General features: G+C 35.8%; 15 protein-coding genes and 1 pseudogene. 10 read left to right on the forward strand and 6 right to left on the reverse strand.

All coding sequences use genetic code 11. From position 1 onward, the window contains the following. Positions 1-921: 921 nt before the first annotated feature. The 4 genes and pseudogenes from VKJ25_RS12270 (at position 922) to VKJ25_RS12285 (ending at position 3,558) form a co-directional block, all read left to right on the forward strand. The gene (locus VKJ25_RS12270; RefSeq protein WP_324236916.1) at positions 922-1,194 is read left to right on the forward strand and encodes a hypothetical protein; all 273 of its coding nucleotides are present in this window, start codon (positions 922-924) and stop codon (positions 1,192-1,194) included. Positions 1,195-1,724: 530 nt separating this feature from the next. Then, positions 1,725-2,384: a hypothetical protein gene (locus tag VKJ25_RS12275; protein ID WP_324236917.1), complete on the forward strand. Its 660-nt coding sequence runs from the start codon at positions 1,725-1,727 to the stop codon at positions 2,382-2,384. Between the two features lie 358 nt (positions 2,385-2,742). Continuing rightward, positions 2,743-3,047: pseudogene (locus VKJ25_RS12280) on the forward strand (BrnT family toxin). Continuing rightward, positions 3,034-3,558: a hypothetical protein gene (locus VKJ25_RS12285; protein WP_324236918.1), complete on the forward strand. Its 525-nt coding sequence runs from the start codon at positions 3,034-3,036 to the stop codon at positions 3,556-3,558. The pseudogene VKJ25_RS12280 and the gene VKJ25_RS12285 overlap by 14 nt, the downstream one beginning before the upstream one ends. A 124-nt stretch (positions 3,559-3,682) precedes the next feature. Here VKJ25_RS12285 and VKJ25_RS12290 read toward each other — a convergent pair whose 3' ends face one another. Further along, complete coding sequence (locus VKJ25_RS12290; RefSeq protein WP_324236919.1) at positions 3,683-6,619, reverse strand: CHAT domain-containing protein; 2,937 nt, start codon at positions 6,617-6,619, stop codon at positions 3,683-3,685. 111 nt (positions 6,620-6,730) lie between these two features. On the opposite strand from VKJ25_RS12290, the gene VKJ25_RS12295 reads away from it, so the two are divergent. From VKJ25_RS12295 to VKJ25_RS12305, 3 genes are all read left to right on the forward strand, one after another. Beyond that, positions 6,731-6,961 carry a hypothetical protein gene (locus VKJ25_RS12295; RefSeq protein WP_324236920.1) on the forward strand — a complete coding sequence of 77 codons (231 nt, stop codon included), beginning with the start codon at positions 6,731-6,733 and terminating at the stop codon, positions 6,959-6,961. A gap of 120 nt (positions 6,962-7,081) precedes the next feature. Continuing rightward, positions 7,082-7,678, forward strand: a complete 597-nt coding sequence (locus VKJ25_RS12300; protein WP_324236921.1) for a Uma2 family endonuclease — start codon at positions 7,082-7,084, stop codon at positions 7,676-7,678. A gap of 250 nt (positions 7,679-7,928) precedes the next feature. Beyond that, positions 7,929-8,570, forward strand: coding sequence for a Uma2 family endonuclease (locus VKJ25_RS12305; RefSeq protein ID WP_324236922.1), 642 nt, complete (start codon positions 7,929-7,931; stop codon positions 8,568-8,570). A gap of 183 nt (positions 8,571-8,753) precedes the next feature. Here the strand turns inward: VKJ25_RS12305 and VKJ25_RS12310 are convergent, their stop codons facing one another. Both VKJ25_RS12310 and VKJ25_RS12315 read right to left on the reverse strand, forming a co-directional pair. Then, positions 8,754-11,150 (reverse strand): FHA domain-containing protein, encoded by a 2,397-nt coding sequence (locus VKJ25_RS12310; RefSeq protein WP_324236923.1) that lies wholly within the window; start codon positions 11,148-11,150, stop codon positions 8,754-8,756. A 752-nt stretch (positions 11,151-11,902) separates the two neighbouring features. After that, entirely contained in the window at positions 11,903-14,284 is a 2,382-nt protein-coding gene (locus VKJ25_RS12315; RefSeq protein WP_324236924.1) for an ATP-binding cassette domain-containing protein, read from the reverse strand. Between the two features lie 954 nt (positions 14,285-15,238). On the opposite strand from VKJ25_RS12315, the gene VKJ25_RS12320 reads away from it, so the two are divergent. Continuing rightward, positions 15,239-16,564 (forward strand): D-alanyl-D-alanine carboxypeptidase, encoded by a 1,326-nt coding sequence (locus VKJ25_RS12320; protein WP_324236925.1) that lies wholly within the window; start codon positions 15,239-15,241, stop codon positions 16,562-16,564. A gap of 186 nt (positions 16,565-16,750) precedes the next feature. Here VKJ25_RS12320 and VKJ25_RS12325 read toward each other — a convergent pair whose 3' ends face one another. Then, positions 16,751-17,452 (reverse strand): TIGR00266 family protein, encoded by a 702-nt coding sequence (locus VKJ25_RS12325; RefSeq protein WP_324236926.1) that lies wholly within the window; start codon positions 17,450-17,452, stop codon positions 16,751-16,753. Positions 17,453-18,235: 783 nt separating this feature from the next. Further along, a complete protein-coding gene (locus tag VKJ25_RS12330; protein WP_324236927.1) occupies positions 18,236-19,210 on the reverse strand; it encodes an N-acetylmuramoyl-L-alanine amidase-like domain-containing protein in 975 nt (324 codons plus the stop codon). A gap of 431 nt (positions 19,211-19,641) precedes the next feature. On the opposite strand from VKJ25_RS12330, the gene VKJ25_RS12335 reads away from it, so the two are divergent. Together VKJ25_RS12335 and selD are read left to right on the forward strand one after the other, a co-directional pair. Further along, entirely contained in the window at positions 19,642-20,472 is an 831-nt protein-coding gene (locus tag VKJ25_RS12335) for a sirohydrochlorin chelatase (protein ID WP_324236928.1), read from the forward strand. Between the two features lie 81 nt (positions 20,473-20,553). Beyond that, complete coding sequence (gene selD / locus VKJ25_RS12340; protein WP_324236929.1) at positions 20,554-22,959, forward strand: selenide, water dikinase SelD; 2,406 nt, start codon at positions 20,554-20,556, stop codon at positions 22,957-22,959. Between the two features lie 339 nt (positions 22,960-23,298). Here selD and VKJ25_RS12345 read toward each other — a convergent pair whose 3' ends face one another. Next, entirely contained in the window at positions 23,299-24,585 is a 1,287-nt protein-coding gene (locus VKJ25_RS12345; protein WP_324236930.1) for a damage-control phosphatase ARMT1 family protein, read from the reverse strand. Positions 24,586-24,736: the final 151 nt, after the last annotated feature.

A 24,736-nucleotide genomic window follows, 5' to 3' on the forward strand; every position in this document is an offset into this window, starting at 1 on the left:
ATAGAAGCTTATAGTTAGGTAGCACAGGCATCCTGCCTGTTCCCTAGCCAAAATTTGTAGGGTGCGTTGGCGCGCTCTTTGCGGACATAAAAAGACGGACTAAATTTAGACTATGAAAGAGATTCAGAAATCCGTCGTAACGCATCGCCTCTTCCTTCGGTGCGTTAGCGAAGCGTAACGCACCCTAGTGAAATGCCGATCGCTGATAACTGAAATAGCGATATCGCTCCTTTTCATATTTCCAGGGAAAAAAATTTGAGTAAAGGGTTGACTTTTAATTTATTTGTGCTATTATTATCCACAATGGAGAAGGTGTGCTCAGATATAGACTGTAGGGAAAGTTAATAATGCTTTTAGCGATCGCGACTTTGTTTATTCTTGTTTGCCAATAGAAGCATACAGTAATAATGAATAATGGATAATTAAGAGTAACGCACCGACTGTTTCAGAATATTCGGTGCGTTACTTTTTTGCTTTTCATTTTGCATTGTTTTTATGAAGTATTTTCAACAGATAAAATAGAGGAAATAAGATAAGATAAAAACTAAAAAAAATCAACATCTATTACCAGTAAAATTGTAGTAGACTGTTTCATATAAAATGATAGAATTGGCAATCTACTAAAGAATGAAAAAACAAAAAAAAGTAGATATCAGCAGTAAAAATATAATTGGAATCGATCCGACTCGTTGGGTAGAATGAATAATGAATAATGAATAATTACCTCTTGTTAAAATCCCTACTTGATTAAAAATAAAGAAATCACCTGTTATGTTTTTTATCCTTAAAACGAGAAGCTTTAAATTTGATTAATAATTAATAATTAGAGATAGTCTTCATTATCAATTATCCATTATTCAGGCATCTTTTGCTACATTTGTATTAAAAAGTAAAATAGTACAACAAATAATGAGGTGGGATATGGCTGTATTGAAACAATCTCCTTGGTATAAACAGATATTACAAGAAGGAGAACAAAGAGGTGAACAAAGAGGAATAAAAATTGGAGAACAAAGAGGAATACTTTCTGGAATAGAACTAGGATTAGAATTGAAATTTGGCTTATCAGAAAAAGAGATATTTTCAGAGATTAATACTATTGAAAATATTCAGGTTTTAGAAACAATTTTGGCTTCTATCAAAACTGTAGAAACTATCGAGGAATTACGACAAGTTTATCAATCAGATTCTTAAACAAAAGATTCTGATAACGCACTACTTTTTTCATAATGTTCGGTGCGTTACTGCTTTGGTTTTCATGTCGCCTGGGCGACATGAAACTTTCCTACAGATGATGTATAATTTGATATTTAAAACAAACAGAAGTTTCAGTAAATAATTATTACTATTTTTTTTATAGCCAATTTTAGTTTGTAGGATATATAATCATTGAATGTAATAGAAAGCTATTTGGGCTGAATGTAAACAAAAGAGCAAACTTTAGATAAACAGGGGACATGAAATCAAAAAAGAGCTTAAGTGAGGATGAATTTAAAAAATTAATAGAACGGCTTTCTCAAAGAAGAGACGAGCTAGAAGGAAGAATTACTATTGACTCAGTTAAAGAGAGTCTTAGATAATTAGGATTATTATATTTACTTTCAGAAAATGACATAAAGGAGGTTAGTAAACAGATGACTAAAGATTCACCTAGACAGCAAAGATATTTTCCTTGAATACCAATAATTATTGCAGTCATTTTAGGTTTTGTTGGGGGTTATAATGTGAAGGAATATCTTGCTAGTAATTTGCCCGAATTAAAAGATGCACCTGAAGAGATAAAACCATCAGAATTAGAAGATTTAGAGAAACAAGTTGAAGAACTGAAAAAAAACGAAGATCAATTAGTAGTTAAATTAGAAGATTGTCAGGAAAAAAATAATAGCTTAGAAAAAAAGGTAGAAGAACTTAAAAATGAGAATCAAAATCCTACAAATTCTGTTGAAAGTGAAAATAATGTAGAAGATTCTTCAACTAAAAAAGATTCTAGCCTAAAAAGATTCTACGAAATTAATGGTTTTGTTTTTGAACTTCAGAGCTGCAAAAAAACTAATGTTAATGTAGATAGTCAAAGCATTAATTGCGAACTATTAATCACAAGTACAGAAAAAAATGCTCAGTTACGTTTGTATGCTAGCTCAAATGATGTTAGAAGTAGAATAATTGAAGCAGGTGAAATATATCTGGCAACAAAAGCTCAAATAGGAACATCTAGAAGTCGCAGTTATGCGAGTGAAAACTTGATTAAAGATGTATCCCTAAAAGCATCTATTACTTTTGATAAAGTATCATTAGAAGTTAACAAAATAGAAGTTATGCAAATTTTCTTCTGGTCGAATAATAAAATTCCTCTTGAGTTTGATGATGTTCCTGTGTCTGAATAGTAATACAGCGCTTTTCAAATAGATGAACCACATTGTCATAAGCAAAATCTTGTAGGGAAGTTGCATGCAACGTCCCTACTGTGGTTTACCGATATGAAAACTGCTGTAAGCTACAATTTCAGATGAGATGATGTTCAAAATTCATATATAGGAATTACACAGAAACTATAGATATAGCACTCAAAACTATAGCGCTATAGTTTTTTAATTCTATATTCTATAATATAGTATCTTTGCATAACTCCTGATATAGTAAAATTCATAGCATTTGTCTATGAAGTTGTGCTTAATAAAAAGCAATAGATGTCAGGAAAATTTAGGTCTGGTATCTCATACAAAAAAACAATAGAATGAACATATGAATGTTTTCTATCAACGACAGGGGGTTGAGTTTGAATGGGATAGCAATAAAGCTGAAAATAATCTAGAAAAACATGGTATTAGCTTTGAGGAAGCAACGGAAGCTTTTTCGATCCCTTTTACCAAGAAGGTGAAGCCACTCCTAAGAATATTCCCACTGGGGAGCAGCGTCAATTTATTCTAGGTTATTCTCTAGAACAACGCCTTTTATTAGTTGTCTATGTAGAAAGAGGAAGGCGAAACCGGATAATTTCTGCCCGTAAAGCTACTCGAAATGAAAGGAGACTCTATGAACAACCTTGAAGAAGAAGAATTTACTATTAAACTGCACCCCCGTATTCAAGAGAAAGTTTCTTTGAATATTCCGACAGATACTTTAGCGTCCCTCAAAAAAGTGGCTGCTAGTCGAGATATGTCTTGGGAGGCATTACTGAAATTCTATATTGGAAATGGGTTAAGAGAAGATTTAGCCAAATCTTTTTCTAACCAGTTAGTAGAAACAACAACAGAAGTTTTAGATAAAAACATTAACAAATTTCAGCCAATAAATCATAATAATTCTATGACTACAATTACACAAGAAGAAATTGAAAATTTTCGTTCTCAATTAGCAAATTATCCAGAGGCTTTAGCTGCCTTGGATGAGATAGAAGAAGAAAAAGGAGATTTGGAGTTTGCTACTGAAATTATTGCTTTAGAAGCAGGGATGGGAGAAAGTAGAGACGAAAAAAAGAATTGGTTGAAAGATTTATCCAAACAAGCTCGCAATATAATCTGCCAAGAGGAATTAAAGACGACTTACTCCCAGGAGTAGTTACTGCTTTAATTGTATCTTTGGCTGCTTCTGGTGGTATACCTGTGGCATTAGCAACTCCGGTGGCTATTTATATAGTTAAGATTGGGGTTAAAAACTTCTGCGAAGCCACCGACGATGAATCCTAAAACCCGGTAGCGGTGAAAGCTGCCCAATAGTAGGGATTAGCAAAAGGATAGGGGTGAAGTTTTAGCGCCCCTTTGATTCTAGCTTTGACTCGCTTTCCTTCTTTTCTGGGTAAGTTCGCAATAATAGAATCCAATTCTGGTTGGAGAGAGTCAAGAAACGCTTCGCAATCTTCGCTAGTTAAATTCCGCAACCATTTCTGGGCTTGGTTAAGGGCGAGGGCAACACTTCCACTTTTTAGATAGGAATGTTGCAGATTTTTGTAGAATTTTATCATTAGCAAAAATGTGGAAAAATCATCTGCTTTCCACAAGCTACTGACAACACTGGGAGTATCGGCAAATAAGAAGCCACTGGGTAAACTAATATATTCATCGCTGATACTATTGGGGTCAGAAATTCCGGTTTCGCAGGCGGATAGGGTGACTAGACGAGATTTAGTCAAGTTGAGGCCGAATATTTCTGCCAAAGTCAGTCTTCCATCTTCTAAAATATCTGAGTTTGACTCGTTGGTTTCTGCTAACTTTAAGGCAGACTCCAAAGGTAAATCCCGATTAAATACCCCATGACAGGAGAAGTGAATACAATGAGCAAGGGATAATTCTGGATGAGTTTTAATATTTTCTTCTCTAGCATATTCCCTTTTCAAAACTGTTGGTGATGAAAATAAGGAGCGGAGTATTTCTACTTCTATATCGGCAAAAACTAAATCTTCTGTAGGGTTTTGGATAGCAAACAAATGATTGAAGTCAGGACGTTTTTGAGTTTGAGTTAGTTGTAATAATTGGCTACTGGGAGCATAACTAACGCCTCTTTCAAAACGTTCGAGAAGCAAATCGCCGTTTGCTAGGGGCATAGCATGGAGAGGAAAAAGATGCAAGTAGCGATGGGGAATGAGGATAAGTCGATTGCATTTCGTTTCTTGTTTATCGAAAATATCATTAATTTTGTCAACAATGGAATTAATGTTTAGTATTTCAGAAAGATGCTTTAGGTTAGAAGCTAAATCATCTCTCCACGGCTGGTTACCATAAGTTCTTGAATAGTGATTCGCCCAATCCTTAAAAGTTTCTACATCTTCAGCAGAAGATTGTTGAATTACAGGATGAGAGTTATGAGCAGTGACAATAAAAGTAACAATTTTATCCTCCAGAATATACCACTCAATAATTGCAGTATTTTCATCAATAAGATTCTTAATATCCTGGAAAGAAATAGGTGTTACTTCCTGAGTCAGAATAAAACTGGAATCTATAAGTTTAATTTCTTCGAGCAGTTTTTCTTTCTCCCGTCGCGACTGCTGTAATTTTTCCTGTAATTCTTTCTGCGAAACTTCTAATGATTTTCCCAGCTCTGACTGTTCGCTCTTTCTTGGTATTTGCTTCTTAACTGCTTCTAACTCTCTCGACAATGATGGAATCTCTCGTCGCACTCTATCTAACTTCTCAATCGTATTTTGGGGAATATCACCTTTAGGATAAATGTCACGGTTTGCCAAAAGTTCGACTAAGTTGCGAGCTTTACTTTGTTCGACGTATTCAAGAGCTTCTTTGTCATAACCTAATTTTAGACAAACTTGCACCATTTTTTTATAGATTTGATTCCATATTTCTGCCAACTTTTGCTTATCGACTTCTAATCCTGAGCCAGAAAGTATATGACGGCGCAAAGTTTGTAGAGTCTCAATAGCATGAGCAAAAGCATTATATGCTTTCTGCAACTCTTCATTGTTTTGGTAGACTTCACCAAGATAGAATTGAGCACCTAAATATGCTTGAGGAAAAGTTGTAGACGTGCATATCTCGAAAGCATCTAAAAAACAAGCGATCGCTTTTTCCGCATTTTGCTCATTTGTCGAAGTAATACGACTCAGACGAGAATAAGCAATACCTTGAAGAATTTTATTTCTTACCCATTCTTCAGGAAAAGCATGACGGCTAAATACTTCTAGAGCAGATACAGAATAGTTAATAGATGCTTGTAAATTTTCTGTTTCTGTTCCCTGGAGACGGTTAAAATAAGCCAAACTCAGAAGTTTTTGATTTCTAGCCCATATTTCTGCTTCTCTTTCTCTATCTACTTCCTGGGAAATTTCTAGGGCACATTCGATAGCTTTTTCCCTATTTTCTTCTTTTTCCTTTTCCGTTTCAGTGTAAGTATATGCCAGACTCAAGTTTGTTTTGGCTTCTATCCATTCTGAGTGGAAATTATTGGAATCAAATTCCTCCAAAGCTGCTGATAAATAGTTAATTGCTGTTTGTAAATTTTTTGTATTATCCTCGCGAAAGTGATAAATATAGGCAGCACCTATATTAACTGCTATCTTTGCCCAAACTTTAGCATTTGTTTCACGGGTGTGTATTTCTAAAGCGTTTTGGAAAAAATGGATAGCCTTTTCTATATTTTCTCCTTTCTCTCCCTCGATACGGAAAAGATATGATGTTCCTAAATCATTGTTACAGTTAGCCCAGTATTTAGGAAAAGATTCACGAGTAAAGAATGTCAAAGCTATTTCTTGACATTGAATAGCGATTTCTATATTAGTAGCTCGGTTTGCTTTGGGAAAAACGTTAATTAAGTTACCTAAATTCTGAAACATTGCTGCCATTGCCTCTCCTTGCTCTGGAGTAGGAGCAGCAGCCATAGCATTTGGTAATTTCCTGACTGACTCATTCTCTAATAATGGCAGTAAGGATTTTTCTAATTTTTCTAACTTACCTTCGAGCAAACGATAAACTTTTTGTTTGTTAGCACGACTTTTATCAGTTACATAGAGTAACCGGAATAAAAAGCAAAAGTCTTTCTGCTGGATACAACTATATATTGTTTCCATTGAATCTAGATAGATTTCTCGCTTAGGGTGATTTTCGTCAGCATTGTAAAATAAGCGCAATAATAATAAGAGAAGACGTTTATTTTTAATTTTTCTAACCATAAATGTTACCCTTGCCAAAAGTGTTGTTCGATAAATTAAGTTCTTGTTGTTTAATTATATCATCTGAAATTAAAAGTTAAAAGTCAAAAGTGAGAAACAAAAAATCATATCATGTCCGGTAGCATCGGAGCGTTTATAGAAAGAACTAACGAAGAAGTAGGGGCAAACGGCCGTTTGCCCCTACAACGGCCGAAAAACCTTATTATGTTGGTAGATATTTCCCCAATTTTTACGCCAACGATACCAACAGACATGATATCAGAAGTTTCAGCAGATTCCATTTTTGTCAGTTACCGACAGCAAGATGCACGGTTTCCGAAAAATCCTACTGAGAAGATTTAATTATTAAATTTTTACTTCAGATACTTGGAATTTGTTGTAAATTCTCAACACGGACTATTATATTAATAATAAGTTGAATATTTGCCCTTTTAATCAGACCAAACATTGGAGAAAAAACGTATGATTGCTCAACCCCAAGATTACCAAAAAATGAGCCAGGAAGAATATCTAGAATGGGAAGCTAAACAGGAATTTCGCCATGAATATATAGACGGTGAAATTATAGCTATGACTGGATCGAGTATTCCTCATAATAAGATTGCTATTAATTTTTGTATAGCTCTCATGCCCCATCTCCGTCAAAAAGGATGTCAAGTAAATGTGTCGGATGTTAAAGTTCAGGATCATAAAAATGATCGTTATTTTTATCCCGATCTAGTAATTACTTGTAATGCTGATGATTTAAAATCCCGTAAGTTTATCCAACATCCGACAGTCATTATTGAAATTCTTTCCCCCGGTACAGAAAAATACGATCGCGGCGATAAGTTTAAATATTATCGTCAATTTCCCAGTTTGCAAGAATATGTTTTAGTAGATCAAGGAGCGATATCTGTAGAAATTTTTCAACGTGGGGAGGGAAAAAGTTGGCAGTATTGTGGATATACAGAAGGTGAGTCTATTACATTAGAAAGTATTGAATTTACTTGTGCTATTGAAGTTTTATATGCAGGAGTTAACTTGGAAACTGATACTGTTGAGCCAGAAGAAATGTAGTAGACTTTTTCATATAATCAGTTTCAAAATAGGGAATAGATAAGTAGGAACATTGCATCCAACGTTCCTACAAGGTTATCATTTAATCACTCAATAGCTGATAACTGATATTGGATTTGAATGCCCCACTAAAAAAAAAGCTACTATTTTTCCACAGTACTTATTTAATCTCAGAATAAAACAACTTTTTCTGTTTGTCAAGAGGCGATCGCCTATAATATTATATAAAGATACCTTTTCCCACAAAAACATGAACCAAACTCAAACCCAACTACCAACAAACACCTGGATAACAGGAACTTGGGATGAATATGTCCAAACTATTGAAGACCCAAGTTATGAAAAAGCCAAAAGTTACTATCACAAAGGAAAATTTAGAATAGAAATGTCACCATTAGGAAATCAACATGGTAGAGACCATGCAATTATTATGGCTGCAGTTGCCTTCTTTGCTACAACTAAAAATATTGCCCTGAATGCTATAGATAACTGTACCTACCGCAAAACTGGATTTCGAGCAGCTCAACCTGATGCTTCCTATTACATAGGAAAAAATGCTGATGTTATTCCTTGGGAAACTTCTATTATTGACCTGGATATTTATCCTCCACCAACTCTAGTTATTGAAGTTGCTAATACTTCTTTTTCTGATGATATAGGGGAAAAACGTTTGCTTTATGAAGCACTTAACATAGCTGAATATTGGATAGTTGATGTGCAGAATGTAGAAATTATTGCCTTTGCTATTGCTAATAGTGGTAGTAGAAAAATTAGTCAGTCCCAAGTTTTACCTGGTTTAGAAATTTCTTTATTAAATGAGGCGCTTCAGCGCGCTCGTCGAACTAATCAAACTCAAGTTTATACTTGGTTATTAAATCAGTTTCAATCATAGAGAAGGAAGAGGGAAGAAGGAAGAAGGAAGAAGGAAGAAGAAAGAAAGGATAAACATTAACAAGAAAGGGGCGAATACCATTTCGCTGCGCGACATGAAACGCCCCTACAGATGGTGTATTATTTCAGTTGTAGGTTGGGTTTCGTTCCTCAACCCAACCTACGGCTGATAACTGATAACTGTTTATATAATGTCTTTTCGTTTCTGGAACCAAATAGTTATACCTAAATAAATCAAGGAATGTAAACATAAAAACCCCCAACTTAAACCTAAATTTCCCCAATTAAGGTTATAAACATCTGAAGGTTCAAATGGTAATTGAACTATACTTCCATCTGGTAATTTAGTTGATTCTGGAACCATTTTATTCACATTGACTAAAGCCCCATAGGCAGCTACAGACCAACGACTTAACATTAGCCAAGAAAATTTACTAGCTATACCTGTCATTTCAAATAATACACCAGAAAAAATAATTTGAGGCAACAATATTAAGGGTAAAGCACTATTAGCTTGAGAAGAATTTTTCACAATTGAGGAAATCATTAATCCTAAACTAATACAACTCATTAAAGTTAAAAAAGTCGTAATACTCACCCCCATTCGCCATGAAATTAATTCTGGATCAGGACTTTCAAATCCCAAGAGAATTACTAACACTATTAATGCAGTTTGGAGAATAGCTAATAATCCTAAAACTACTACTTTTGAACCTAGATAAGCAAATAATCCTAAATTCACCAATCTTTCTCGAATATAAATAGCTGATTCTTTCACTATTTCTTGTAGAGAACTCGACAGACCCACCCATAAACAAGCACAAGTAAATACAAATAATACTCGTAAAGCTAAAGGAGCTGAAGTAGGTTCGGGGTCGCCAATTATTACGAGTGGATTTTTATCTCTAACTGCCAATAAAATTAAACCAATACCAATCGGAGCAGTTAATAATGCTAAACCTAAATTAATTAAGTCACGGGAAATTAATTTCAAATATCTTTCTATGAGAATAAATATTTGTTGTGCAAAAGAAGGGGGTTGTTTTTTCGGAGGTGATTGAGTCGTATGTTGAGAATTATCAGGACTAAAATAATTGGAAATATACCGCCGATAATATTCTGATTGACGAAAATTATTTACCCATTCATTAATATTTTCATCAGTGGTTTCTAGTTCATTATAAATATCAGCAAACTCACCAGTATTTAGATAGAAAAAATTTAGAGCTTCTCTGGGAGAACCAAAATAACATAAACGTCCTCCTCTACCTAAAAAGACTATGCGATCGCAAATTTTAATATTAGCTGTGGCATGGGTAACTAAAATAATAGTTCGACCTTGATTTGCCAACTTTCTTAATAGTTGCATCATTTTTTTATCTAATCCTGGGTCGAGTCCAGATGTAGGTTCATCTAAGAAAAATAATTTCGGATCGGCTAATAATTCTACCCCAATACTTACCCTTTTTCTTTGCCCTCCACTCAACTGACTAACTAATACATTTTTCCTCTCTGCCATTTCTATTTGTTCGAGAGTTTTTGCAATTATTTCTGGAACATTAATATCTGGAGGTAAACGTAATTTTGCCGCATAAGTTAACACCTCTGATACTGTTAGTTCGGAATGAATAATATCATCTTGAGGAACATAACCTATTTGCGTCCGATAAAGATTAAAATTATTCCTTAAATCTTCACCATTAATATAAACTTTCCCCTTAGTTGTAGGGTCTATTCCTAATAATGTTCGCATCAAAGTTGACTTCCCAGTACCACTTCCTCCGACTAAAGCAACAAACTGTCCTGGTTCGATGGGGAAAGAAATATCATTCAACAACACTCGTGTTTTCCCCCGTTGGTCTCTGACTATTCTGTAAAGGCGATCAGCATCAAGACGAATTTGATTTCCGGGGTCGAAAACTTCCAGAGTATCGCCATAACGAATCAAGGTAAAAGGTCCGATTTTAATTACCGCTCCGTCAGTGACAATAATACTATTTTTAACCTGTACTTTATTGACAAAAACACCATTGGTGCTATGATCGCGCAGAATGTAATCACCCCGACCATTAGGTTCAATAGTAGCATGATGACGGGAAACACTGGGAGCATCTAATTGTAGATTGGCATCAGGATCGCGACCGATTACCACTGACCGAGTTTGCAAAGATATGGAACGGGTGGTTGGCAAAGATGCCTTAGTTATGAGATTTTTGGGTTCAAAGTATTTGAGAATAACATGGTTTTGGGGGTCGAGACCGATTTTTATTTCTATGCCATGTTGGAGAGCGTAACCTTGAGATGAACTAATCCGGGTACGGTCGATAAATAATCCATTAGTGCTAGGTTGACGACCGTCACCATCATAAATATAGTAGCGATTGTTTTCTTGGCGAATGGCGGCCTGACAACCAGAGACGACTAACCAATCTGAAGGTACTACTATGTCTGCACGGAGGCGATCGCGCCCTAATCTATGACGTTTTTGTGTCAGTTCAAGAGTAATGGTTTGGCCTTGATTATTTAATTCTATATAGGGATTATTGAATAATAGGGTAGCTTGCCCTGTTTTGTTAGTCATAAATGGATAATGGATAATTAATAATTACAAGACTTACGCAGGCGAACCCAGAAACCCGGTTTCTACGAGAAACCGGGTTTCTTTGCGTAAGTTCTGAATTAAATATACAACATATTTCGGACAAATGAGGTAGCATTAATGGTAAAATTATTATATTGTCGTGTCAAGCTATTGGTAGGGTGAGTTACGCTACCGCTAACGCACCGAAACTCCATATATATTACCTTTTCGTAAATCCCGATTGGGAATTAGGTATAAACGCTGTTGGTAGGGTGTGTTTCGCTACGCGACATGTAAAGCGGTAGCATAACGCACTAAAGCACCATATATAGCACCTTTCCATAAGTCCCGATTTTGTCATGTCAAGCTTGAAAATGTGAGGCGAAAAACCTAACCCCCCAACCCCCGGAGAAAAACTCCCCTCTCCTCCCACTTGATATAGAATCCGGTTGAATAGTTATTGTATGGTAGGGAGACACACCAGAGGGGGAGACACACCAGACGCGGAGATTGTAGTGTAGACAGAATTATGAAGATATACTATATAACCGGATTCTATATGAAAATGTGAGGCGCAAAAACCTAACCCCCCTGCTAGGGAAGGGGGAGAAAAACTCCCCTCTCCTGGGGGGAGATATGTTCGGTGGTTGCTTGCTCCTAAGCCACCATTTTAAGTCTTGACACGGCATTACCCTAGTACGTTACGGCTATTAATTCTATAATTTTCATTATTAATTGTTAATTATTAATTATTATATAATATCTTTCTGTTTTTGAAACCAAATAGTTAAACCCAAATAAATCAGAGAATGTAAACATAAAACCCCCCAACTTAAACCTAAATTTTCCCAGTCAAGATTATAAACATCTGAACCTTCAAATGGTAAAAGAATGATACTCCCATCTGGTAATTCAGTTGCTTCTGGCACCATTTTATTCACATTTACCAGTGAACCATAAGCAGCTACAGACCAACGACTTAACATTAGCCAAGAAAATTTACTAGCTATACCTTTCATTTCAAATAAAACACCAGAAAAAATAATTTGAGGCACTAATATTAAGGGTAAAACAATATTAACTTGAGAAGCATTTTTAAAATAAGAAGAAATCATTAATCCTAGACTAATACAACTTATTAAAGTTAAAAAAGTCGTAATAGCTAACCCTATTGGCCATGCAATTAATTCTGGTTCCGGATTCTCAAATCCTAAGGTAATTACTAATACTATTAATGCAGTTTGAATAATTGCTAATAATCCCAAAACTACTACTTTTGAACCTAGATAAGCAAATAATCCTAAATTTACTAATCTTTCCCGAATATAAATAGCTGATTCTTTGACTATTTCCTGTGCTGAACTGGAAAGACCAACCCATAAAAAAGAACAAGTAAATACAAATAATACTTTCAAAGCTAAAGGAGCTAAATCTGCTTCGGGGTCTCCAATTAATGGGTTTTCATCTATAACTGCCCAGAAAACTAATAAAATACTAATGGGAGCAATTGATAAAGCAAAACCTAAATTAATTCGGTCTTGACACATTAATTTAAAATATCGTTGAATTAAAATAATTAGTTGTTGCCAAAAATAAGGTGGTTGGGTTTTGGGTGGTGATTTAGTAATAGGTGGAGAATTATTAATACTTAGATGATTGGAAATATAGCGCTGATAATATATTGATTGATGAAACTTATTTACCCATTGGTCTATCTCTGCATCCCTGGTGTCTAGTTGTTCGTAAATATCGGTAAAGTTACCAGTATTTACAGAGAAAAAATCGAGAGCGTCTTGGGGAGAACCAAAGTAACATAAACGTCCTCCTCTAGCTAAAAAGACTACGCGATCACAAATTTTAATATTAGCTGTGGCATGGGTAACTAAAATAATTGTTCGACCTTGTTCTGCTAACTTTTCTAATAGTTTCATCATTCTTTTGTCTAACAATGGGTCGAGTCCAGATGTGGGTTCATCTAAGAAAAATAATTTCGGGTCTGCTAATAATTCTACCCCAATACTTACCCTTTTTCTTTGCCCTCCACTTAACTTACTAACTAATACATTTTTCCACTGTTTCATGTCTATTTGTTCGAGGGTTTTTTCGACTACTTCCGGAACATTAATATCTGCAGGCAAACGCAATTTTGCCGCATAACTTAACACCTCTGATACTGTTAGTTCGGCATGAATAACATCATCTTGAGGAACATAACCTATTTGAGTCCGATAAATATTAAAATTATTTCTTAAATCTTCACCATTAAGATAAACTGTCCCTGCAGTTGTTGGATTTATTCCTAATAATGTTCGCATTAAAGTAGACTTCCCAGCGCCACTTCCTCCCACTAAAGCAACTAACTGCCCTGGTTCGATCGCGAAAGAAAGATCGTTAAGTATAACTTTTGTTTTTCCAGCTTTCTCTCTGACTTCTTTGTAGAGGCGATCAGCATCAAGACGAATTTGATTGCCATTATCAAATACTTCCAAATTATCCCCACGACGAATCAGAGTAAAAGGTCCGATTTTAATTACTGCTCCGTCCTTGACAACAATAGTACTTTTAACCCGTACCTTATTGACAAAAACACCATTGCTACTATGATCGCGTAAAATGTAGTCACCCCGACCATTGGGTTCAATGGTAGCATGATGACGGGAAACAGTGGGAGCGTCTAATTCTAAAGTAGCATTATGACTGCGACCAATTAACACTCGATGTTGCAAAGAGATAGAGCTGGTTTTTGGCAAAGATGGTGAAGCTACAGGATTATTTGGTTCAAAGTATTTCAACAAGACTTGATTTTTGGGATCGAGACCGATTTTCATTTCTATGGCATTTTCCAGAGGGTGTCCTTCAGATGGGGTAATGCGGGTACGGTCGATGAATAGTCCATTAGCACTGGGTTGATTACCATTACCATCATAAATATGGTAGCGATCGCCTATTTTCTGGATGGTAGCATGACAACCAGATATGACTAACCAATCTGAAGGTGCTACTAGATCGGCACGGTTGCGATCGCGTCCTAATCTATGATGCTCTTGTGTGAGTTGGAAAGTGATAGTATGGTTTTGATTGGTTAATTCAATATAGGGATTTAAAAGGATAGTTTGGCTGGTTTTGTTAGTCATAATTTAGATTTTAGATTTTTGGGTACAGATTGACAGAAACTATTTACAGCAGATTTCATGCACAATATAACTATAAACAGGAAGACCTTGCCAGATCGAGCAGGGTTTAAATAAACCTTTGCAATACAGACATCTTGTTTGTGATATCTGTACCACACCCTGGATGAAATCTGTTGTATATTTAATCATAAGTAGGTAAACTTTTTTAGTTTAACCAACTATTTATTATTTGTAGGACTTACAGGAGAGGAACCTGGTTTCTAGGATCAATAGTTGTTTTAAGCAGTAATAATCTACCCTCGTCTCTGGTTTCTGGGTTCATCTGTGTAAGTCCTGATTTGAACAATAGCAAAAACCAAATATTATTTTTTTACCACAGAAAAAATAATTGGAAATCCAGAGAATTATTGTAAGCATTTAGCTGTCAGCTATTAGCTATCAGTTATTAACTCATTATTACACCAAAGGAAGAATTAGTCTAAAGCGCGAGAATTAAAAATTATTCAGGACTTACGCAGAAACTGGGTTGATCGACAAAATATCGTGGTTTGAACTGAACCCAGAAACCCGGTTGATACGCTCGTACCGGGTTTATTTGCGTAAGTCCTAATAGTGCTTCAAACTGTAGCGCAATAGTTTTTTGACTCTGTAGCAGCTTTGCGTAAGTCCTGTTATTAATAAGATTGGTCAGGTCATCAGCTAACCTTAAGTCGTTGCTTGTGTCAGTTAAAAAAAGCTGATAGCTGAATGGTTACGAATTATTAAATTATGCAGGATTTACGCAAAAACTGGGTGTATCAAGGAAACTTTGTGGTTTAAATAACAATAATCAAGGCAAGAAACCAGGTTTCTTTGCATAATCTATAATCAAGTTAAATATATGATATTATGTGTTTGGCTTCGGGTTTCTCAACCCCACCTAAATTTACTGAATTTATACCACAATAATTTCTGATGAAACTAATACAAAATAAACTATCAATAACTACCTTCTTTATTTCCTTATTTTTAATTGGATGTCAATCTTCTGAACCGGAAATAACATTTCCCAGTCCAGAAATAACTCCCTCTCCACAAACATCAATTGAAGTTCCTGAAAAACCTTTAATATTACCTACAAATAATCCAGAAAAAATAGCTGATACTCCCATACAAACATATCTTAATAGATTAACAAATCAAGGATTTTCTGAACAAAATCAAGGAATATGGATACAATCAAATGATACTTTATTAGCAAATTATCAAGGTACAATTCCTTTACCCGCAGCATCTATTACTAAAGTGGCAACTTCTTTAGTTGCTTTAAAAACTTTTAATCCTGACCATCAATTTATTACCTTAATTTCTATAACTGGAAAAATTGAAAATGGAGTCTTAAATGGGGATTTAATTATTCAAGGAGGAGAAGATCCATTTTTTGTTTGGGAAGAAGCGATCGCTATTGGCAATTTATTAAATAAAAAGGGGATTCAAAGAGTTACTGGAAATCTAATTATTGCTGGTAAATTTTATATGAATTTTCAGTCGAATCCTCAAACTGCTGGTAATTTATTTAAAGAAGGAATTAATAGTCAAATTTGGTCGGGAGAAGCTTTAACTCAATATCAAACTTTACCTCCAGAAACACCAAAACCTGAAGTAATAATTGATGGAGTTGTCGAAGTTTCTCCTACTCCTCCAGAAAATCTCAAACAATTAGTTGAACATTATTCTTTTCCCCTAGCCGAACTTATCAAAAAAATGAATCAATATAGTAATAATTTAATGGCAGAGATGTTAGCTGAAGCTGTGGGAGGTCCGCAAATAGTTGCCGAAAAAGCTGCTGAATTTTCAGGAGTAACAAAAGAGGAAATTCAATTAATTAATGGTTCTGGTTTAGGAGAAGAAAATCGAATTTCTCCTCGTGCTGCTGTGGGAATGTTTTTAGCAATTAATAATTATCTTCAGCAATACAATATGAGTGTGGCAGATGTGTTTGCTGTAGTTGGTGAAGATAAAGGTATTTTAAATGAACGGAAACTACTGCCAAATTTTCTAGTAGTAAAGTCTGGAACTTTAAATTATGTTAGTGCTTTAGGAGGTGCTTTACCAACAAAAGAAAAGGGAATTATTTGGTTTGCTATTCTGAATAAAGGAGCTAATGTAGATCAATTAAGAAGTCAACAAGAAATTTTACTTCAAGATGTGTTGAACAAGTGGGGTACGGTTGAATCATTGCCATCAGAATTAACTGCTAATCCCGCTCGGAAATCTAAAAAATCAGGGAACAGGGAGTAAGGAGTAGGGAAGGAAGAGGGAAGAGGGAAAATACAAAGATTTTTATTAAAATGCAGGACTTACGCAAATAAACCTGGTTTCTTTAAGAAACCGGGTTTATGGATTCCTTGTGTAGAAATAACCAATTATTTTCCCCGACTCTGTAGGGACGTTGTATGGAACTTATAATCTGTTTTCTCTGATAAATTAACTACTTATAGGTGCAGCAGAAACAATTTTTCGTGCCATAGTTGAAAGAGGTAAACTTTGTATATAAACTAAACCAGGACCTGTTAATTTAGTTAAAAATAAACCCTCTCCACCAAAGACAATATTTTTCAAATTACCCATCATTTCAATATCATATTTAATAGACTTAGAAAAACCAACAACTGCACCAGTCTCTACTCGTAATTCTTCCCCTACAGCTAATTTTTTTTCTATAATTGTACCGCCAGCATGAACAAAAGCTAATCCATTTCCCTGTAATTTTTGCAGAATAAAACCTTCTCCCCCAAAGAAACCAGCACCTATCTTTTTAGTAAAAGCAATTTCAATATCAATACCATTAGCAGCACAAAGAAAAGAACTAGATTGACATAAAAACTCTCCACCTAATTCTGTTAAATTTAAAGTAATAATTTGCCCTGGATAAGGAGCAGCAAAAGCAACTTTAGCTTTACCTTTACCTCGATTAAAAAAAGTAGTAATCATAAAACTTTCCCCAGTCAACATTCGCTTAAAACCTTTCCAAGCACCCCCACCAGTAGTAGTTTGCATTTCAATGTCTTGTTCCATATAGGTCATTGCTCCTACTTCGGCTCGAACTCCTTCTTGAGGGTCAAGTTCAATTTCTACTAATTGTAGAGATTCTCCTTTTATTTCATAGTCAATAATATCAACGGCCATAATACAACATAAATATCCTTAACATTGTTCAGATTCTAACATTATAATGAATAATTGATAATAAAAATTATCTCTAATTATTAATTATTTATTTCACCCGATTTTGTGTTATTTTTTTGAGCAAAAAAAACATAAGGAACGGAAGGATAAATTCGCCAATACTTGATAACTATAAAAACAAGTCAGAGCTTCCATAAAGCTATTGTTAAGCTATTAGAGATCGCTGCTCTATCGGAAATTAAGCGCAATACTGTGCGAGGCAAACCCAATCCTGCGGGAATAGCTAAAAGTAATGACCAAGAGATGACATATTCATAAATTCCGTACTTGATTTTACCGAAGAATTAATAATTAAATAATTCGCGCCTTGAAGCTTCCCCTTTAAAGGAGAAAAAGCGGTCGTCAGCGGAGCTTCCCGAAGGGTGAGATGGATGGGTTCCCTAACCATATCTAATCTCCCCTTGAGAAATAAATTTTTTCCTTTGATTTAATCCTCTTCCTTTTAGGGAGAGGTAATTATCAATTATCCATTATTGAACCATCCATCTAGGGAGAAATATTTTAACTAAGTAGATCAGTAATAAGTCTATTAATTGAATAATTAAGGCTACTTTAACATTTTTAGCTAGAGCGCTGAAGTTGAAATTTTCGGAATTTACTGATAGTGAGGTTTGAGTCATAAATGAAGAAGTAAGAAGGAAGAAGGAAGAAGTAAGAAGGAAGAAGGAAGAAGGAAGAAGGAAGAAGGAAGAAGGAAAATAGCTCCCCTACTCCCCTACTTTCCTACTCCCCTACTACTTTTCCTGGATCGACTGGTCTTGCTACTAAAATACCAATAGCACTTTCCACATTCCAAATATATTTTGCTAAATCATAAGCAACAGTTACTTTTCCAGAAGGAGAGGCATGAATTAAACCAATATTACCATCAAAATTACGATAAACTAAGCCAGTATGAGTCACATCTAACCCATTAATTTCTGTCGCTAAAGCAATAATATCTCCTGGTTTTAATTGTGAATAAATACTACTAATTTTATCGTAGGGAATATAGTTTGTTTTTAGTTGACTAATACTATCTTCCATATTGACAATACACTGATAATTCTTATTATTTCCAGAAATTTGTGGATAACTCCATCTATTTTTGCTCATAAAAAAAAATTGTTTATTTAGCCTCTTTCCTCCTAATTCAAAACCGATATCTCTAACATTTCCACGTTTTTGATTATCAGCAATCCACCCAGAAAAATAATGTAAACGACTACAATATCCATCTATTTTTCCCTCAGAATAACGCTGGTCAATAATATGATTAACAAAAGTCAAATAAGAATAATCTTTGATAGCTATTCCTCTAGATAATGCCAAAACAGTTTCCACAAATAATACACAATCAAATCCATCCAAACTAATAACTAAAGATTCTTGATTTGATTTATCTAATAATCCAGCTTTGTAGGGAGTACCAATAAAATAATCAGCGATCGCCTGCATAATTTCTGCCATAGAAAGTTCAGCTAAATTATGTTTAATAGCATACTCCATTACCGGTTTAAACTTCGGGTCTTCTGGAATCTTATTACTTGGTATTTGATTAATTTCTTTTTCTTGTTCACTTTGAATATTCTCATCTTTTTGAGCAGCATTAACTAAACTCAAAAAAGACATTGAACTATTTAATAATAGAGGAAAATTGACTGTGTAGAAACCAGTGACTGCTACTGTTAAAATAGTTAACTTTAATAATTTTCTCATTTTTTGATTGGTAATTTTAGTCAAGATTTATGCAGAAACCGGGTTGATTAGCAATTTCGTGGTTTGAACAACAATATTATGGCAATAAACCCGGTTTCTTGGTTGGTTTGTATAAGCCCAGTTAGTCTATAAATATGTTATCCTAAATACACCATGTTTCATCTTAGTTTGGTACACCTATTAAAGGCAAGATGCTTATACATTGGTTTTACCATTAAAGGACTAATTTAGTAAGCATTTAGCAGTGAGTTAATAACCAAGCTAACCTACAGGAGGGATTAAAATTAGCTGACGATGTTTATTATTTATATCTCACTTTTTAGAGATTAATTTCTCCTGACAAACAGGTAGCTGATGGCTGATAACTGACGGCTGTTGGCGCAGCATGACCCAGGAAATGCTTACCTAATTTATGACAACTAATAACTTAAATGACTAACAACTTATCAACATATTTTTTACTATCTCATGGCAGTCGCGACCCAAGACCAAAGCTAGAATTACAGACTCTAGCTGAACTTTTATCTAGACAAATAATTTTGACTAAAAATTTCACAAATAATTATACATTAAAGTTTCCTATAATTTCTACAGGGGTTTTAGAACTAGGGGCAAAACCTTTACATAAACAAATAGAGAATTTTTGGGAATATACACGAGCACTGCACATTAGTCAAATGCAAATAATACCTTTATTTCTATTACCGGGAGTTCATGTCACTGAAGATATTCCCACAGAAATTGACATATTCCGAGAACGGGTAAGAGCGATCGCTGCCTCAGAAATGGTTTCACCAGAAAAAAATAGTAACTTGAAACTGGAAAATAAATTAGAAATTAATGTATTTCCCTATATTGGTTCCCATCCTGAAATGGTAAATTTGCTAGCAACTAAAATTACTTCTGTAACTGCTGATGCTTGGATACTCCTTTCTCATGGTAGTCGTCGTCCTAGTGCTAATGAGGTTGTGCAAAAAATATCCCAGTCTCTTACTAAGAATTACCAAGTTTTGGTATGTAATGCTTATTGGTCTGTTGCCCCTAACCTTGAGTCTAGAGTGGAAATGTTGATGAGACAGGGATATCGAAAAATTGGTGTTTTGCCTTACTTTTTGTTCAATGGCGGTATTACTGATGCGATCGCGAATACTGTTAATCAACTTTCCCAAAAATATCCTGATGTTAAGTTTCATCTGACTGCTCCCCTTGGTGCAACTGAAGAATTAGCAAAATTAGTTTTAGACCTGATTAACTTGTTGTAGTAGAGCCTTCGAGGCTGTAACAACCTGGAAGGTTGTGTCACCCAGACAAGTTACGACTATTCCCTATTCCCTAATTATTATATGAAATCATCTACACCAACAGAAAAAGACCTTGTGTTAATAGGAGGCGGTCATAGTCATGCGATCGCCATCCACAAATTTGCCATGAACCCCATACCAGGAGTCAGACTAACTCTGCTCACAGATGTCTATCACACTCCCTACTCCGGAATGTTACCTGGATATGTGGCAGGTTTATACAACTTCGACCAATGTCACATCGACTTGCGTCCCCTCGCCAAATTTGCTAGCGCTCGAATATTTGTAGACCGTGCTATAGGTTTAGACCTGAAGAAAAATCAGGTATTTTGTGCTAACCGTCCCCCTGTAAATTTTGACTTACTTTCCATTGATATTGGTAGCACTCCCGCGAGTTTGACTGTACCGGGAGCAACAAAATATGCCATTGCAGTCAAACCGATATCAAAATTTCTCACTTATTGGCATCAAATAACAACAATGGTTTCTGCATCTCCCAACCAGAAAATTCGCATTGGTATAGTTGGTGGTGGTGCTGGAGGAGTAGAGTTAGCTTTCTCGGTGCAAAGTCATCTCCATCAGATTTATCGTCATGCTCAACAACCTACCGATAATTTAAAATTACATATATTTCAGCGAGGAACTAAATTATTACCAGACCGTCAGCGTTGGGTAGGAAAACAGGTTGAGAAAATTTTGAGAAGTCGGGGAGTGGTTTTGCATTTACAGGAAAATGTTGGGGAAGTCGCAAATAGCGATTTTACCAGGGAGGTGCCAGACACTGATTTGGTCTCAGATGCACCCATGAATAGTGAAAAAACTAAACTAAAAAGCGAGCGTGATTTGGTTACGGATGTGAAAATCAATGAAACTCCTCATTTTTTGTACTCCACTCCGAAAATGGTTCGTTGTGATTCAGGGTTAGAAGTAGAATGCGATATTCTATTTTGGGTGACTCAAGCATCCGCAACTCCTTGGTTACAACAAGCAGGTTTAGCAACTGATGCCAGAGGTTTTATTTTAGTCAATGAGAAATTACAATCAATTTCCCATCCCCAAGTTTTTGCAGCAGGAGATGTGGCAACAATGGTTAACCATGCTCGCCCCAAAGCTGGTGTGTTTGCGGTGCGACAAGGAAAACCTCTGTTTGAAAATCTACACCGCGCTCTCCTGGGAAAACCACTCAAATCATTTATACCTCAGAAAAATTTCCTAATTTTGATTGGTACTGGTGACGAACAGGCGATCGCTTCTCGTGGTCAAATAGGTTTTGGTCCTCATCGTTTCCTTTGGCGTTGGAAAGACAATATTGACAGTAAATTTATCGATCGATTCTCCAATCTCACAATGGCAGCAAAAACCCAAAAGGGAGAAAACCGAATGCAATGTGCTGGTTGTGGAGCCAAAGTTGGTAGTCGAGTTTTGGAAAATGTGCTGCACCAAATTTCCCAGAAAGTCAAGAGGGCTGATATTTTGATGGGTATAGATAATCCTGATGATGCAGCCGTGGTGAGAGTGCCAACCGATAAAGTAATGGTGCAAACGATAGATTATTTTCCGGCATTAGTCGATGACCCTTATTTGTTAGGAAAAATTACAGCTAATCATTGTTTGAACGATTTATTTGCTATGGGGGCGACAGCTCAAAGTGGGTTAGCGATCGCTACTATTCCCTATGCGACTCCAACTAAACAGCAGGATACTTTATATGAATTATTATTGGGAGCAACAGAAGTTTTCAATCAAGCGGGTGCTGTATTAATAGGTGGTCATACAACCGAGGGAGAAGAACTTGCTTTTGGTCTCACTTGTAATGGTTTAGCATCACCAGAAAAACTATTGTACAATAGAGGGATGCAACCAGGAGATGTGCTGATATTAACAAAACCTTTGGGAACCGGAACATTATTTGCTGCGGATATGCGCCTCAAAGCAAGGGGACGTTGGATAGAAAGTGCTATTAGCTCGATGTTGATTTCTAATCAAAATGCTGCTCAGTTGTTATTGGAGTATGGTGCAACTGCTTGCACCGATGTGAGTGGGTTTGGATTAGTCGGACATTTGGGAGAAATGGTGAAAGGGCAAAAAGTTGCTGTGGAGTTGGAACTGGAGACTATTCCTGTGTTGCCAGGGGTAATTGAAACTTTGGCACAAGGTATTTTTAGTTCTCTGTATCCAGAAAATCTACAACTGTTTGCATTAATTGAAAATCAGGAAGAGGGAAGTCGCCATCCTCTTTATCCATTGTTGTTCGATCCGCAAACTTCTGGTGGTTTGCTAGCGACGATACCTGCTGAGTTAGCGAGTCCTTGTTTAAAGGCGTTGCAACGGGAATATCCTGAAAGTAGGATGATTGGGCGAGTGTTATTGTGGGAAAGTGGAATGCTGCCAATTAAAATTAACACAGAATTATCAATTAAAATAGTAGGGGCGGATTTCAAAAGTTAGTTAACGAGTTTTCTTAGTTAACGAGTTTTCACCCAAAAATTAACTCAACTCGCCCCCTACCCCCACATTAACAGTAGGGGCGGGTTTCAAAAGTTAGTTAACGAGTTTTCTTAGTTAACGAGTTTTCACCGAAAAATTAACTCAACTCGCCCCCTACCCCCACATTAAAAATAGGGGCGGGTTTCAAAAGTTAGTTAACGAGTTTTCACCGAAAAATTAACTCAACTCGCCCCCTACCCCTACATTTACCCGTCAATGCCATATTTTGATGTTGCAGAAAAGAGGGCGGGTTTAGATCAATCTGAGATTAAACCGAGAAATTTTTGCTCAAACCCGCCCCTACGTTCTTGTGCCTTCCTTTGGTATGACAAACTGAATTACACTCCACTGACCATTAGTCAACCATGAAGGATCTTGTTCATCTAATATTTCAATTTGGTCTGGTTCTAACCCAGTTGCTACTTCTGACTTCAGGGTACGCAAAGCCACAAATGGTGTGGGAAAATAATTAGCAATATCTGACAAAGAAGTAGTAAATAACCAGTGGCGATCGCCCAAAATACGGCGATAGTTAGCATCTCCTTTAATCAAAACCAAACTAGCTTTAGCTAACTCTTCCCTTAGAGACTGTGGCATTTCCCAAAAAGCTAGAGGAGCATTCCAAAAAAAGTCTTCTCGGCAAATTAAACGACCAGAAGCAATATATTCTTGTAAGCGAGTTGCCAACATTCCGACATTTTCTGAAACATCATTAGCTAATCTTTCTAGAGTGTAAAAGACATCCTGACTCATAGCATCAGACACAAAAGTTGGGTGTGCTTTCAAATGTAGGTAAACAGTATCGACAGTCTGAGTAGATAAAAGGAAGTCTATCAGAAAAAAATCACAAACTAACTCAAAACTAGCGTTATCTATAATTAGATCGATACGTTTTCCATGGATATTGTTTAAGTAGTTGAGCAGATCGTAGGTATGATCTATTAATATATGAGTTTGTTGTTGGTGCAGATCTCTATTAGTATCATCTCCTCCTCTAGCTGACCATAAACTGAGATCGACTTGATTACCCCATAAAGCAGTTTGCAGCAAAGTAGTTATACAAGTTTGATAATTTTCTGGTTTTGATAAAGCATGGAAGTAATATTGTTGTGTCACAGTCAGACTATCTTGCTCCCTAATGCTAGCGCGCACACTAATTCCTCGGATAGCATTCATTGATTTTTCTAGACTTGAGCGTTTTTGATAACCAAATGGATCTACCCCTTGCCAAATTCCAGGTACAAAATAATTCGTTGCTTCTAATAAACGTCGGAAGAAATAAGTTTCAGCAAAATAAAAGGGTACATCAAACCAACTTTTACCCTCAAAAGGTTTTATATAGGACGAATTCCAAGCAACTAGATCTGGCGCTTGGTCGTCTATCAAGGGGCGCACCCATCCAGCAAATATTTCTTCTGCTAAAGATTCTAATTCTTGCACAATAACTGGAGGAAAATCATTGTCTTGGAAAATTTGTTCGATGACACCTGGTAGTCTGGAAGTTATCGTATAATGAGCAAATGTATTTTCTACTGAAGGCATTACTGGTAAAGGTAATAACAAGTCGGAGGTTTCAAATTTATTCATATATTTATAGGGAGTAGGGAATAGGTAATAGGCAATAAGTCATAGGTAGGCAATAGGCAATAGGCAATAGGCAATAGGCAATAGGTAACAGAAAAGAAGAAAAATAACTGTAATATCATCTCAGGATAATCATTGATAGAACTCCGTTCCG

Origin of the sequence: Okeania sp. (assembly GCF_035285525.1) — a bacterium.
Classification (GTDB): Bacteria; Cyanobacteriota; Cyanobacteriia; order Cyanobacteriales; family Microcoleaceae; genus Trichodesmium.